This is a genomic window from Streptomyces sp. NPDC059850, assembly GCF_042731515.1.
In the GTDB taxonomy this organism is placed as follows: domain Bacteria; phylum Actinomycetota; class Actinomycetes; order Streptomycetales; family Streptomycetaceae; genus Streptomyces.
Window position 1 is genome coordinate 1 of record NZ_JBHWJI010000056.1, and the last position, 12,321, is coordinate 12,321.

General features: G+C 68.8%; 16 protein-coding genes and 1 pseudogene. 8 read left to right on the top strand and 9 right to left on the bottom strand.

Annotation, left to right across the window (positions count from 1 at the left end; all coding sequences use genetic code 11):
- Positions 1-708, bottom strand: a 708-nt coding sequence (locus ACFV9T_RS33785) for an ATP-binding protein (protein WP_385446323.1), incomplete at its 3' end; no start/stop codon positions are given.
- A gap of 167 nt (positions 709-875) precedes the next feature.
- Here ACFV9T_RS33785 and ACFV9T_RS33790 point away from each other — a divergent pair.
- The 3 genes from ACFV9T_RS33790 (at position 876) to ACFV9T_RS33800 (ending at position 3,374) form a co-directional block, all read left to right on the top strand.
- Positions 876-1,757 carry a helix-turn-helix domain-containing protein gene (locus ACFV9T_RS33790; protein WP_385446324.1) on the top strand — a complete coding sequence of 294 codons (882 nt, stop codon included), beginning with the start codon at positions 876-878 and terminating at the stop codon, positions 1,755-1,757.
- Between the two features lie 3 nt (positions 1,758-1,760).
- Positions 1,761-1,964: a DUF397 domain-containing protein gene (locus ACFV9T_RS33795; RefSeq protein ID WP_385446325.1), complete on the top strand. Its 204-nt coding sequence runs from the start codon at positions 1,761-1,763 to the stop codon at positions 1,962-1,964.
- 285 nt (positions 1,965-2,249) lie between these two features.
- Positions 2,250-3,374, top strand: coding sequence for a methyltransferase domain-containing protein (locus tag ACFV9T_RS33800; protein WP_385446326.1), 1,125 nt, complete (start codon positions 2,250-2,252; stop codon positions 3,372-3,374).
- A gap of 81 nt (positions 3,375-3,455) precedes the next feature.
- Here ACFV9T_RS33800 and ACFV9T_RS33805 read toward each other — a convergent pair whose 3' ends face one another.
- Positions 3,456-3,842 carry a glycosyl hydrolase gene (locus ACFV9T_RS33805; RefSeq protein WP_385446327.1) on the bottom strand — a complete coding sequence of 129 codons (387 nt, stop codon included), beginning with the start codon at positions 3,840-3,842 and terminating at the stop codon, positions 3,456-3,458.
- Between the two features lie 129 nt (positions 3,843-3,971).
- Here ACFV9T_RS33805 and ACFV9T_RS33810 point away from each other — a divergent pair, with 129 nt between their 5' ends.
- Positions 3,972-4,481 (top strand): hypothetical protein, encoded by a 510-nt coding sequence (locus ACFV9T_RS33810; protein WP_385446328.1) that lies wholly within the window; start codon positions 3,972-3,974, stop codon positions 4,479-4,481.
- 114 nt (positions 4,482-4,595) lie between these two features.
- On the top strand, positions 4,596-5,321 hold the full coding sequence (locus ACFV9T_RS33815) for a hypothetical protein (protein ID WP_385446368.1): 726 nt from the start codon (positions 4,596-4,598) through the stop codon (positions 5,319-5,321).
- A gap of 48 nt (positions 5,322-5,369) precedes the next feature.
- On the opposite strand, the pseudogene ACFV9T_RS33820 reads toward ACFV9T_RS33815, so the two are convergent.
- The 4 genes and pseudogenes from ACFV9T_RS33820 to ACFV9T_RS33835 form a co-directional block, all read right to left on the bottom strand.
- Positions 5,370-5,558 (bottom strand): annotated as a pseudogene (locus tag ACFV9T_RS33820) (hypothetical protein); the annotation flags it as partial.
- 124 nt (positions 5,559-5,682) lie between these two features.
- Positions 5,683-6,162, bottom strand: coding sequence for an OsmC family protein (locus ACFV9T_RS33825; RefSeq protein ID WP_385446329.1), 480 nt, complete (start codon positions 6,160-6,162; stop codon positions 5,683-5,685).
- 212 nt (positions 6,163-6,374) lie between these two features.
- Positions 6,375-6,944, bottom strand: a complete 570-nt coding sequence (locus tag ACFV9T_RS33830; RefSeq protein WP_385446330.1) for a hypothetical protein — start codon at positions 6,942-6,944, stop codon at positions 6,375-6,377.
- Positions 6,945-7,252: 308 nt separating this feature from the next.
- Positions 7,253-7,645, bottom strand: coding sequence for a glycosyl hydrolase (locus ACFV9T_RS33835; RefSeq protein ID WP_385446331.1), 393 nt, complete (start codon positions 7,643-7,645; stop codon positions 7,253-7,255).
- Between the two features lie 237 nt (positions 7,646-7,882).
- Between ACFV9T_RS33835 and ACFV9T_RS33840 the strand changes: the two genes are divergently transcribed.
- Positions 7,883-8,296, top strand: coding sequence for a hypothetical protein (locus tag ACFV9T_RS33840; protein WP_385446332.1), 414 nt, complete (start codon positions 7,883-7,885; stop codon positions 8,294-8,296).
- A 37-nt stretch (positions 8,297-8,333) separates the two neighbouring features.
- On the top strand, positions 8,334-9,206 hold the full coding sequence (locus ACFV9T_RS33845; protein WP_385446333.1) for an NAD(P)H-binding protein: 873 nt from the start codon (positions 8,334-8,336) through the stop codon (positions 9,204-9,206).
- Positions 9,207-9,210: 4 nt separating this feature from the next.
- On the opposite strand, the gene ACFV9T_RS33850 is transcribed toward ACFV9T_RS33845, so the two are convergent.
- The 3 genes from ACFV9T_RS33850 to ACFV9T_RS33860 all read right to left on the bottom strand — a co-directional run bounded on the left by ACFV9T_RS33850 (position 9,211) and on the right by ACFV9T_RS33860 (position 11,783).
- Complete coding sequence (locus ACFV9T_RS33850; RefSeq protein ID WP_385446334.1) at positions 9,211-10,155, bottom strand: helix-turn-helix domain-containing protein; 945 nt, start codon at positions 10,153-10,155, stop codon at positions 9,211-9,213.
- Positions 10,156-10,309: 154 nt separating this feature from the next.
- Positions 10,310-10,633 carry a hypothetical protein gene (locus tag ACFV9T_RS33855; protein ID WP_385446335.1) on the bottom strand — a complete coding sequence of 108 codons (324 nt, stop codon included), beginning with the start codon at positions 10,631-10,633 and terminating at the stop codon, positions 10,310-10,312.
- A gap of 127 nt (positions 10,634-10,760) precedes the next feature.
- The gene (locus ACFV9T_RS33860) at positions 10,761-11,783 is read right to left on the bottom strand and encodes a helix-turn-helix domain-containing protein (protein WP_385446336.1); all 1,023 of its coding nucleotides are present in this window, start codon (positions 11,781-11,783) and stop codon (positions 10,761-10,763) included.
- 213 nt (positions 11,784-11,996) lie between these two features.
- Here ACFV9T_RS33860 and ACFV9T_RS33865 point away from each other — a divergent pair, with 213 nt between their 5' ends.
- Positions 11,997-12,296 carry a hypothetical protein gene (locus tag ACFV9T_RS33865; RefSeq protein ID WP_385446337.1) on the top strand — a complete coding sequence of 100 codons (300 nt, stop codon included), beginning with the start codon at positions 11,997-11,999 and terminating at the stop codon, positions 12,294-12,296.
- The last annotated feature ends 25 nt before the right edge of the window (positions 12,297-12,321 follow it).

Consider the following 12,321-nt stretch of genomic DNA (forward strand, 5'->3'; position numbering starts at 1 on the left):
GTCGAGCCAGGGGGCCAGGGCGTCGGTATCGAGGACGGCGAGCAGGCTCAGCGGAAGCCCGTCGCAGGTCGGCCAGACCGTGCCGGGTTCGAGCATCGCCCGCCCCCCGAACCGGCTGCGCCCGGCGGCCTGGCCCGGCCCGGCCTCGGTGAGCGCGAAGCCCGGCCGGGCGAGGCGGACGAAGCGGTCCGCGAGGTCCGCGCCGAGACGTTCGGCGCAGAAGGCGCGCAGGGCGGTGAGCGTGGCGTTCGGTTCCATCCGGGGATTCAAGCAGCCCGGTGTGACACCCCGGTTGGGCGTGGGCAGGTCGAGTTCGGCCCAGATTTCCTTGCCGACCGTGCGCTCGCAGATGCCCCAGCGGGCGGCGAGTGCGGTGACGATGAGCAGGCCGCGGCCGTGCGTGGCGTCGGGGGACGGCTGACGGGGCTCGGGGAGCCGTTCGCCCTTCGGGTCGGCGACGGCGATGCGCAGGCTGGTCTTGGAGAGGGTGAGGCAGACACGGAACAGTCGCCCGGGTACGCGGCCGTGGCGTAAGGCGTTGCCCGCCAACTCGGCGACGATGAGTTCGGCGTTGTCGACCAGGGCGGGGTGGCCCCACTCTGCGACCACCCGCGCGGCGTGCCGCCGGGCGCGGGTCACGCTTATCCGGGTCGGGACGTAGTCGACGCGGTCCTCGTGGATGACGGGGTTTTGGGGTGCGATCGCCATCGCGTACCTCCGTGCGGGCAGGGCGGAGCGGATCCGCCAACTGGCGTCCCTGTGCAAGCGGTTCATCACGGACCGTAGCCCTGGCTGCGAGATCAACACAAGTTCCTCTTGGAGGAATTCCCCCGATCTGGTTTGCGGCGGCGGTTGCAGGCGGCCAGACTGTGCGCGTGACGACGAGTCAGCCCATGCAGGGGAACAGCACCTCGACCGTTCTGGGACGCAGGCTGGGAGGGGAGCTGACGATACTCCGCGCGGCGGCGGGCCTGACGCAGACCCACGCCGCCAAGGCGCTCACTGGGTCCACGACCAAGGTCGCCAAGATGGAGGGTGGCTGGGTGCCGATGCGGGACCCGGACATCCGCGCGTTGTGCGAGTTGTACGGCGCCAACGATCCCGCGACCGTCGGTGCGCTCCTGGAACTTGCCCGCATCGACCGTGAACGCCGCAAGGCCAAGGGCTGGTGGAATGACGCCCCGCTCACCAAGACCATGAGGGAGTACGTACCGCTTGAGAGCGCGGCCACGACTGTTAAAGCGTGGCAGGTGTCGTTCATTCCCGGGCTGCTCCAGACCGCCGACTACGTGCGATCGTTGCGCCGCGCGCCGGTTGCAGGTGATCGTCCCGATGAAGTCGAGGCGTTCGTCGCCTCCCGGGTTGCCCGTCAACAGAGGCTCACTGAGGACAAGCCGCTCTCCCTCTGGGCCGTCATCGCGGAGGCGGCGCTGCACATTCCTGCAGGCGAGCCCAAAATGCTGCGGGAGCAATTGGCGAGCCTCCTCGAATGGAGCGAGCGCCCCAATGTCACGATTCAGGTGCTCCCCTTCGGCGCTGGGGTGATGCGAGCACTGGCCGGTTCGTTCAACGTTCTCTCGTTCGCCGAGCCTGGCGCCATGGACGTGGCGTACCAGGAATTGCCGTTCTCCACGATGTGGGTCGAGGGTGGCGAAGGCGCTGCGCAGCACGTAAGACTGTTCGAGGAGACTGCGCAGGGCTCGCTGCCCGAAGCCGAGTCCCGGACCTTCATCGGGACACTCATCAAAGGACTGTGAGCTGTGACAACCTTCGCCTTCCGCAAGTCGAGCTACAGCAACACGCATGAAGAGTGCGTGGAGGTGGCCACGAACGTGCCCGGTGCCGTGGCGGTACGTGACTCCAAGCGGCCGGACGGGCCGATGCTCCACCTGACCCCCGCCGCCTGGGCGGACTTCCGGGGCGCCCTCGGCGGCGAGCAGATCGCGTCGGCCCCGCAGGCATGAGCTGACGCACGTCGAGGATGGGGTGGTGGCCGCCCTCGTGCGGGGGCGCACGCCACGGACTCACGCCCGGTGTACGCCCTTTCGTGCGCAGTTGGGCTCCTCCAGACTGATCCCAGCAGCTCTCATGGAGAACTTGTCCCGGAGGGGGAAGGAAGTGCGGGACCAGCAGCACAGCAGAGGTGGGCACGCGAAGCCGGGAGGGCCGGTCATCGGGCCGAAGCCTTCCCCGGACGGGAGCGGACCGGCGCCAGGCCCGAAACATGGTGGAGGGAACGGCGACAAGAAATGACCATCGGCCAGGCACGGCTGGCCGCCGCGCTCGCTGCGGACGGCTACCTGGACGACGGCCGGTTGCGGGACGCGTTCGAGGCGGTGCCGCGCCATCTGTTCCTGCCCGATCGCGTGTGGCTGGACGACAGCACCGTCGGCACCGGGTACGCACAGGTGAATCGGGGCAGCGACCCGGACCGTTGGTGGGCCGCTGCCTACAGCGATGTCTCCGTGGTCACCCAGATCGACGACGGCGCACATGAACCGTTGGATGACCACTGGATCACACCCACTTCCTCGGCCTCCCGGCCGAGTGTGGTCGCCCTCATGCTCGCCGTGGCCGATCTCCACCCCGGGCAGCGGGTTCTGGAGATCGGAACCGGTTCGGGGTTCAACGCCGCGCTCCTTGCCCGCCTCGTCGGGGAAGCACACGTCACCAGTGTGGAGATCGACCCGCGGGTCAGCGCTCACGCCCGCGCTTCCCTCGCCGCGGTCGGCTGCCACGTGTGTGTGGTCTGCGCGGACGGGGAGGGTGGGGTGCCAGCCCGTGCGCCCTACGAACGCGTCCTGGCCACGGTCTCCATGCTGCGGCTCCCGTATCCATTGGTGGAGCAGACGGTGGAGGGCGGTCTGATCATTGCTCCGTGGGAGACCGCGATGTGCCCTCACGGCATGGTGCGGCTCACCGTCCACGACAGGCAGGCCTCAGGCCGGTTCTGCACGCCGGTGACGTTCATGACGATGCGTGGACAACGACACCGGGCGCGCCTCGCGGAGATGTTCACGGATGAGGCGTGGGAGGAAGCCCGGCATCAAGACCTCGATGGCCGACCCGCCTTCCTGGATGACGATGATGCCCGGTTCGCGGTGGGTCTGCGTCTGCCGGCGGTGCACTACTGGGAGCAACCAGGCACAGGCCATTGGCTGTGCGGCGACGACTCGTGGGCCCTCATCGACGACAACGTGGTGCACCAGTGGGGGCCACGAGCCCTGTTCGGCGAAGCGTCGGCAGCATCGGCTTGGTGGGAGGGGGTGGGGCGTCCGCGCGTGCACGACTTCGGTCTCACTGTCTCCCCGGACGGGCACACCGCATGGCTCGGGGCTCGGGAGAGCGGTCCATCCTGGCCGCTCTTCGGCTGAACATCGTCCCGTGACCGCCGCCCCACGCCTTGGCACGAGGCCCGTGGCGTCTGCCCCCGCAGACGCCACGGGGTGAGGTCGTCACCACCACGTGGTGCAGGCGACATCCGGATAGTTGCTTGCCTTACCGCAGGCCCGCATCAGGTTGCCCTTGTTGTTGAACGCGTCGGTGTGATTGCTGCCGCCGGTGTTGATTTTCGTGACGCTGAGCTGCGTCCAGGTCCGGCCGCGGTCGAAGCTGCGGTCGACCCACACCAGGTCGCCGGGGGAACCGAAGATCCGGCCCCAGGCGCAGGTGCCGTTGTACCGCAGTTCGATGCCGCGGGAGTGGGTCTTGGCGCTCGCGACCGTCCGGGCGCTGTTGGTGTTGCAGCCCTCGGCGGCCTGCGCCGGGGTCGCCGTGGTGAGCATGGCTCCGGTGAGCCCGGCTGCGGCGATGGCTCCGAGTACGGCGTTGCGCGTGCGCATGTCTGGCGTCCTTTCGGTTGATCGAATCGCTCATTCAGCGACAATCAGGGGTATACCGAAGGCACGCCGGGACCGGTCCCGCCCCGGAATCCGATGGCGCGACGCCGCGAGGGCGTCAAGAATCGCCGGATGCGGGAAGTGAAGCTGTCCGACGGCGTCGTCACCCCCGGTGGACGCACGCGCGGCGGGGACGGGACGCGGCTCGACTGGTACGTACGGGACCTGCGCGCCCAACCCGTCGAGGGCACCCACTGGCTTCGGCGCCACACCGCGCGGTGGCGCCGCTACGCGCGGGTGACGGTTCGGGTCGTACCGGCGGCGGGGGAGGCCACCGTTGAGATCGGGGACGATCCGTACGGCTGGCTCCGGTCCGTCCACGGGCCGGACGCCCGGCCGTACGTCAATGACGGCGACCTCCGCCAGGAGGCGGTCGACGGGGTCCGGTACGCCCTGGAACGGCTGGCCGACCCGGTGCTGCCGGTGCGGGTGGTCGTCACCGAGATCCAGGACCTCCTCGTGGACACCGGGCCCGGCGACGTGAAGTACGCGGCGGCCTACGCGCTCTGGGACGCCCTGGGCGTCGAGCCTCCCGTATGTCCGTACATCGATGAGGACGGGACGCCCGTCTTCCCGGACTGATCCGGCTTGCGGCGTGCGCTGATGACAGGGGCGAGTGTCAGTACGGGCATCTACTCTTCGGGCTGACCGCTGATCAAGTGCGACCACGGTTTCCGTCTGAAGGGGCGACCCAGCGTGACCACGATCTTTACCGTGTCCGTCGACTCCGTCGAAGGCTCAACCCTCCGGGGGAGGGTGCACATCGTCAACCCCGATGTCCCCTACGTGCCGGAGGAGGCGGAATTCCCGCTGTCTCTCCTGGCCGAAGCCTGGTGGAAGCTGGACAAGGGGCATCTGCGCGACGAAGGCGATGCAGACGGAGAGCGGTATCCGTTCACCGAGGAGCAGGGCCGGGAGATCATCGAAAGCATGCGGCTGAAAGATGAGTTCCCGCATCTTTTCGCGCTCATCCTCGGTAAGGAGATACGGATTACCGAGGATGGGTACCTGCTCGCGGACGATGGCGAGACCGTCCTCGAACCTAGGCGGAAAGCGGAAGACGTGTACAAGCTGAGCGGGGGCGGCCGTCCCGGCTATTCCGTGTTCACGTCCGGCGACGCCGAGGAATTCTCACGCCGCGCCGCCGACATCGTGACCTCCTACGAGGTCACCCCTTATCGGAACGTCCCGCTACGGAGCGAGGTCGCGGCGCTGAAGGACCCGAACGCGCCCTGGGACCCGGAGGAGCCGGACGGCCCCGCCGATCTGGACGACTACGACGTATGGGATGTGTTCGGGGTCCACTCCCTCGCCGAACTTCCCTACGCGGAGATCGCGGTGACGGTCAGCGACGCGGGCTACTTGGAGCACATGGTCGCCGGTATGCGCTGGGATACGACCATGATCGGGCATGTGTGCTGAGAATTCGCGTGCGAGGTCACTCGAACTCCCGATCGCGCAGAGCATGTCGGCCTCGCTGTCGAAATCGAGGCGTTCGGCAAGGTCCGGCCAGGAAAACCGCACGAGACCTTCCCAGAAGTACCCGTTCGGCTCGTGCCCGGCGGCAGCTATCGCGTCATCGGCAGCCACGTCACCGGCGTCCAGCGTCAGTGAACGCTCGCCGTCGATGTCCTGCAGGTTGAGGGTCGTGATCGCCATCCTCTCACGCCCCGTGCACGCCGTTCTGGAGACGGAATGGTTCAGCCCGGACGCGCTCCCGGAGGGGCTGCAGGAGGCGCACGTCCAGCTCGTCAAGCGGGGTCACCGGAGACGGCCTGCGGGCTCAGCTCTCTTGGACGCGGATCACGGGGGCGTGGGTGATGGGGAAGTTCACCGAGCGGGCGATGAAGCACAGGGCGGCCACGTCGCCGTGCAGCGCGTGGGCCTGCTCCGTCATCGACGCGTCGGTGACGGTCACCTCGGGGCGCAGGGTGACCTCGGTGATCTGGCCGCCCCTGCCGATCTCGTCCATGGTCATCACGCCGTGGGCGTGGTCCTCGTAGTCGGTGACGGTGACCCCGGCTTCGGCGCAGAGGTGGAGGTACCAGAGCATGTGGCACTGGGCCACGGAGGCCACGAGCAGCTCCTCGGGGTTCCAGCGGGCGGGGTCGCCGCGGAAGGCGGGGTCCGAGGAGGCAGCGATTCCGGCTTTGCCGTCTGCCAGTACCTCGTGATCGTTGCCGTAGGACCGGTAGCTCTCCGTGCCGGTGCCGAGGTTGCCCGTCCACTCGACGGTGACGTCATAGGTGTGTGTGGTGGCCATGAGTCAGAGCCTAGGAGGCGCGGCATGATCAGCCCAGACCGCGACGAGGAGTTGACCAGAGTCACCGATCGGGTTCCAGGGCGAACATGCCGTTGGCGTCGAGCCGTTGCGCCCCGTACACGTGGGCGGGCGTAGGCACGACGTGGACCTTCGGGTTCGGCGTCTCGGCCGACGCTCGGGCCCACCGACGTGGCGGAAGTCGCCCCGAACCATCACAGCCCCCGGTACGCAGCGCCTGGTGTGCGGTCGCGGGCCAGCGGTGTGAGGCCGGTCGCGAGGACGACGGCCGCGAGCGGGATCAGGTCGAGGCTGACCGCGATCAGGGCGAAGGACACGAACACGAGCGCCGGGCTCCACACGGGCAGCCGCCTGGGCCGTACGGCCACCAGCATGATCAGCAAGGTGAGCAGACCGAGCTGGAAGGCCAACGGGCCCGCGAACTCCAGAGGGCCGGGCAGCGGCGCGGAGTCGGCGAGGCCGGAGAACAGATCGCCGAGGATCACCCAGACGAAGCAGCCCGCGCCGAAGATCCCGGCAACCATGGCGGCAGCGGCAGCGGTTCTCGACCGGATGGTGGCCGTGGGAACGAGGCCGCGCAGCATCACGACGAAGGCGCCGAACAGGAGGAACGCGGCGAGGAAGAAGGTGTGGCCGAGGTTCCAGGCCACCCCTGGGCCGTGGGCGCCGTCCATGCCGTCGATCAGGCGAAGCACGCCGTACACGAGCAGCAGAAAGGGGATGAGGACGCAGAACAGCCGAGTGGTGGGCGCTGTCGATGTCATGCTCATACGGTCGCTGGCCGGTCCGGGAACGGGCTATCCGGACGATCTCCCAGTGCACCCGGACAGCCCACCTAGGGGTGGCGCGGCTCGACCACGAGGATGTCCCGGAGTTGGGCGGACGACCACGTCCTCGTGCGGGCGACAGCCCGGCTGGCCCAGGAAACCGACGCCGCCCCTCCGCTGTCCTGGCAGGCAGGGCAGAGTATCTGTTCCTGGCCTTGGTCCTTGCGCGGCCGTCCGGGTGCCGGAGCCTGGGCCCGTGGTGTCGGCACTGGCGGACACCACGGGCCACAGGGGCGGTCGTCAGGTCACCACCACCTGGTGCAGGCGACCTCCGGATAGTTGCTGGCCTTGCCGCAGGCCCGCATCAGGTTGCCCTTGTTGTTGAACGCGTCGGTGTGGTTGCTGCCGCCGGTGCTGATCTTGGTGACGCTGAGCTGCTTCCAGGTCCGGCCGCGATCGAGGCTGCGGTCCACCCACACCAGGTCGCCGGGCGAGCCGAAGATCCGCCCCCAGGCGCAGGTGCCGTTGTAGCGCAGCTCGATGCCGCGCGAGTGGGTCGAGGCGGACGCGACGGTCCGGGCGTTGTTGGTGTTGCAGCCCTCGGCGGCCTGAGCCGGAGCCGGGGTCACGGCGGCGAGCATGGCTCCGGTGAGGCCTGCGGCGGCGATGGTGCCGAGGAGAGTCCTGCGAGTGCGCATGTCTGACGTCCTTCCGGTTGTGTGGATCGCTCATCCAGCGACAATCCGGGGTATACCGCGACTCCCCCGGGACCGGTCCCGCCCCGCCCCGCGCCGGACCCGTCCCCACACCGTTCGGAACACACCGGTCCGAACGCTCAACTCCTGTCCCAGACACGGCGATAAGGGAAGATGCACCTCATCGCGTCAGCCGTTGTTCACACCTGAAGGACGGATCACCTATGGAGGATCCCCGCCGTGCGATACGTACGACTTGTCAAAGGGGCCCTGACCGCCACCGTCGCCACCGCGGCCTGCCACGCCCTCATGTCCGGCGGCTATGCGTGGGCCCGCGACAGCAGGGACGCGGGCGGGGACACGATGTTCTCCGGTGCCTTCGAATTTCTGCTCACTACGGCCGCTTCCTGGGCTCTGATGCCCTTTCTGCTGTGGGCCGGTATGCGGGTGATGGGGGAGGCCCGCAACGCCGTGCTGGTGGTCGTGGGTGGGCTGGTCTGGGTGGGGGTCTCCGGGTACTTCAGCGACGAGATCGACCGCGTGGGCGGGCACATGCCGGTCCTGGCCCTCGCCGCGTACGTTCTACTCGTTACGGGGCTGGCGGGGGTCGCCCCAGCCGCCCCAGCCCCCGCGACGGAGACTCCCCGGCGATGACCGTTCGAAAGGGGTTCGGCGGGAGAAGAGGAGCATCATGGCGATCTTGGTGACCGGAGCCACCGGCAATGTCGGCCGGAACGTGGTCCGGCAACTCGTCGAGGCCAAGGAGGAGGTGCGGGCGCTGACCCGCAGCCGACACCCGGTGGGGATTCCGGATGCCGTGCGCGCGGTGACGGGAGATCTGATGCGACCGGAATCACTCACCGACGCGTTGAAGGGCGTCGACCGCATGTTTCTCTTCCCGGTCGCCGAAACGGCGCGGGAAGTGGTTGACCTGGCGCGGCAGGCTGGCGTGCGCCGTATCGTGGTGCTGTCCTCCGGGGCTGTTACGGCGGGCTTCGACAGCGACTTCCACTTGCCGGTGGAGCGGGCCGTGGAGGAATCGGGTCTGGAGTGGACGCACGTGCGCCCCGGCGAGTTCGCGATGAACAAGCTGGCTCTGTGGGGCCCGTCCATCCGCGCCGAGGGCGTCGTGCGCGAGCCCCATCCTGATGCGGCCTGGTATCCGGTACATGAGCGGGACATCGCCGATGTGGCGATCCTGGCTCTGCTGGAGGACGGACACCGCGGACGGGCTTACACCCTCAACGGCCCCGAAATGCTGTCGCACCGCAGGCAGGTCGAACTCATCGCCGAGGCCATCGGGCGCCCGATCCGATTCGATGTCGTGAGCCGGGAAGAGGCACGGGAGATCTACCGCGAGCAAGGAGGATTCGCGGCGGCGAGCGCGGATTTCCTGCTCGGTATCGAGGACTATTCGGGCGGCGAGACGGACCCGCAGGCATTTGAGGAGTTCGACGACGCGGCGGCTGGCCCGGTGCCCACGGCGGAGGAGGCCACCGGGGTACCGGCTCGCACGTTCGCCCAGTGGGCACACGACCATGCCCGGGATTTTCTTCCCGACTGACGGATCATGTCGGCCGTTGCTGGTCCCGGTATTCGCTGGGCGAGATGCCGTACGTGGCGCGGAACGCGCGGGTGAAGTCGGCGGGGCGGGGGAATCCCCAGCGGGCGGCGATGCCCCGGATGGGCATGTGGCGCCTCACCGGGTCGGCCAGGTCGCGGCGGCAGTGTTCCAGACGCTGGCCCCGCATCCAGGAGCGGACGCTCACACCGTGCTGCTGGAACAACCGGTGCAGCGAGCGGACGGATATGTGGTGGGCCGCCGCTATCGCGCCCGCGGTGAGGGTCGCATCGCCCAGGCGGTGCTGGATGAACGAGACGATCCGCAGATACAGGGCACGCTGCCGGGAGTCGGCCGGAATATCGCCCTCGCGGTCCAGGTGATGCGCCAGGAATGCGGCGGCCAGGTCAAGGCCGACCGTGCCGAGCCGCGCGGCGTCCTGTGGCGTATAGCCAGCGCCGTCCTTCGCCAGGTGGGTGAGGAAATCCGCCAGTAACCGGCCCATTCCCTGATCTCCCGGGAGTGGACAGGCCATGATCTGGTCGAGTTGTTCGGCGGCCAGGGGGAGTAGCGCGCGGGGGAACTGGAGGAGGAGCGACTCACCGTCACCAAAGGAGGTGAAGGGGCGTGAGCTGCTCCAGATCAAGAACTCGCATGGGCGCACCCCGACTTCGTGCCGGTCCTGCTGGAACGCATGGGCGCCCGCACGGATGAGGGAAATCTGGATGTATTCCGGGTCCGAGGTGCGGATCAGCTTGGGGGTCCGGATCGTGCAGAACGAGGAGTACGCCGCTGCCGATACCTGCACCGGCCCCAGCGGCATCGCCTTGAAGCAGCCGCGGAAGACGTCGATGTCGACGAGCCGGATGTGCGTCGGCATCACGGTGTCCTGTATGGCGTCCGTCCACGCGTCGAGAACATCCCGCGCGGGGAAGTCTTTGCTGTCGAACACAACCTCCACACGAATCCCCCGGAACCGAGCATCCCGCACCGCCCAACCGGTGCGATAGTGCGCAATACGCCAAAAACGTGCCTCCGGTACGCGGGAAGCCCCGGCCGGGGAGATCCTCGGCCGGAGCTTCACGCGTACGGAACGGAAGCAGCCGTCAGCAGGTGACGACCTTGCCGTACGACCCGATGCTCCACTTCCACAGCAGGGCCTTACCGCGCGGGTAGGTCCAGCACTGCTTGTCGGGGCCGTTGTTGATGACCACCTTCAGGTGCATGGTCTTGCCGCAGTTGTTCCTGACGGTCACCTGCTTCTTCTGCTTGATGACGTCCCGCTTGACGCACGCCGGGGCCGTGCCCCGGACGCTCGTGCTGGTCGCCTGCTCGGCGGATGCGGCCATCGCCGATCCGGCGGGGACGGCGAGTCCGCCACCGAGGACTGCGGTGACCGTTAAGGCCGCGGCCTTCGTACGCAATGACATGGGTTGCGTCCTCTTTCCCGCACGCGGGCCGGGTCCCCCCGTTGGGTCCCTTCGCCCTGGTGCTCGCCGACGAAACTACGGACGCCGCGCCGGGCCGTCGTCAGCAGCGCGCGCCAACCGCTTAGCGCTACGTGCCAGACTCCGTGCGGCCCCGGCCCTTCTGTGCGCCGGGCCCGGCTCCGTGCTGGTGCGCATGGTGGTGGCGGTAGTCGCTGGGCGGCATTCCGAACCGCGCGCGGAAAGCGCGGGTGAAGTCGGCGGGCCGGGGGAAACCCCAGCGGGCCGCCACGGCCCGGATCGGCACGTGACGCTGCAGAGGGTCTTCCAGATCACGGCGGCAGGACGCCAGGCGCTGGCCGCGAATCCAGGAGTGGACGCTCACGCCGTGCTGCTGGAACAGCCGGTGCAGCGAGCGGACGGAGATGTGATGGACCGCCGCGATACGGGCCGGGCCAAGGTCCGCGTCGGCCAGGTGCTGCTGGACGTAGGAGCTGATCTGCAGGAACAGGACCTGCTGGCGGGATTCCGGCGGCAGATCGCGGCTCCGGTCGAGGTGATGGGCGAGCGTTGCCGCGACCAGGTCGATCGCGGTACCCGCCAGCCGGATCCGGTCACGGCCGGTACACGCCGACTCCTCGTCGGCCACTGTCTGAAGAAACTGAGCCAGCAGCCGACCGACGCCGCCCTGCCCCGGGATCGGCACGGCAAGCAACTCTGTGACCTGCCGCTCCCGTAGAGGCAGCGACCTCTTGGGAAACTGCAGCACCAAGGACTCGGCCCGCCGCCGGGATACGGGCACCATCGCGTCGAAGGGGCGTGAGCTGTCGTACAGCGTGAGGTCGCCGACCTCGATCAGACTGCGTCGACGCACCTGGTCGAGGCCTTGCTGCCCAGTTCTGATCAGACAGATCTGGTAGCACTCGGGATCGGACTGCCTGATGAGGGACGGGGCGCGGTACGAGTGCAGCGCGCCAGTCGATATGGCGACAAGTTGAGCCGCCCCCAGCTCCGTGGTCTGTAGCCGCGCGCCGAAAGCAGTCGGCTCGGGGAACGTGATGCGGCAGGGGGCCAGCGATGCCGCTACGGCCTCGGTCCACGCCTCGGTGCGCTCGTTCACGGACAGTCCAGCGCTGTCGAACACGGTCTCCATCTCAACCCGCCCCGTATCAGGTACATGCGTACTTATGGTGAGCATGCCGCCGGGCGCATGAGAGCGACAGAGGGCAGTGAACGGCCAGCCCTGACGGAGGAAGGAGGGGCGAGGTCGCCGCCCTCGTCTGTGAGGGCGAGCACCGCCGCGTCGGCGAGGTCGGCGTGGTCGGTCCAGGCGACCGGCCCGTCCTCGGGCGCGACGAGTTCGCCCGTGTCGAGCGCGGCACGCGTGCCCGAGGAGCGGGCCGCGGCCCTGGTGCACGCCGCCGGATCCGGTGCGACGCTCGCGCTCATCGCCACGCCCGAGGTGCGCCGCGACCCCGGGCTGTCCCACGCCGCCCGCGAGGCCGTCCTCGCGGCGATCGCCACCGCCGCCCCGGAATACGAACCCGGACCAGGGAGCGCCGCCGTCACCCTCCGCGCCGTACTGTCGCGGACCGACGCCCTGACCGCGTCCGGGAGCGCCCTCATGCGGGAATGGCTCGACCGGATCGCCGCCCAAGCCCGCTGATACCCGGCTGTGATGCACATCACCG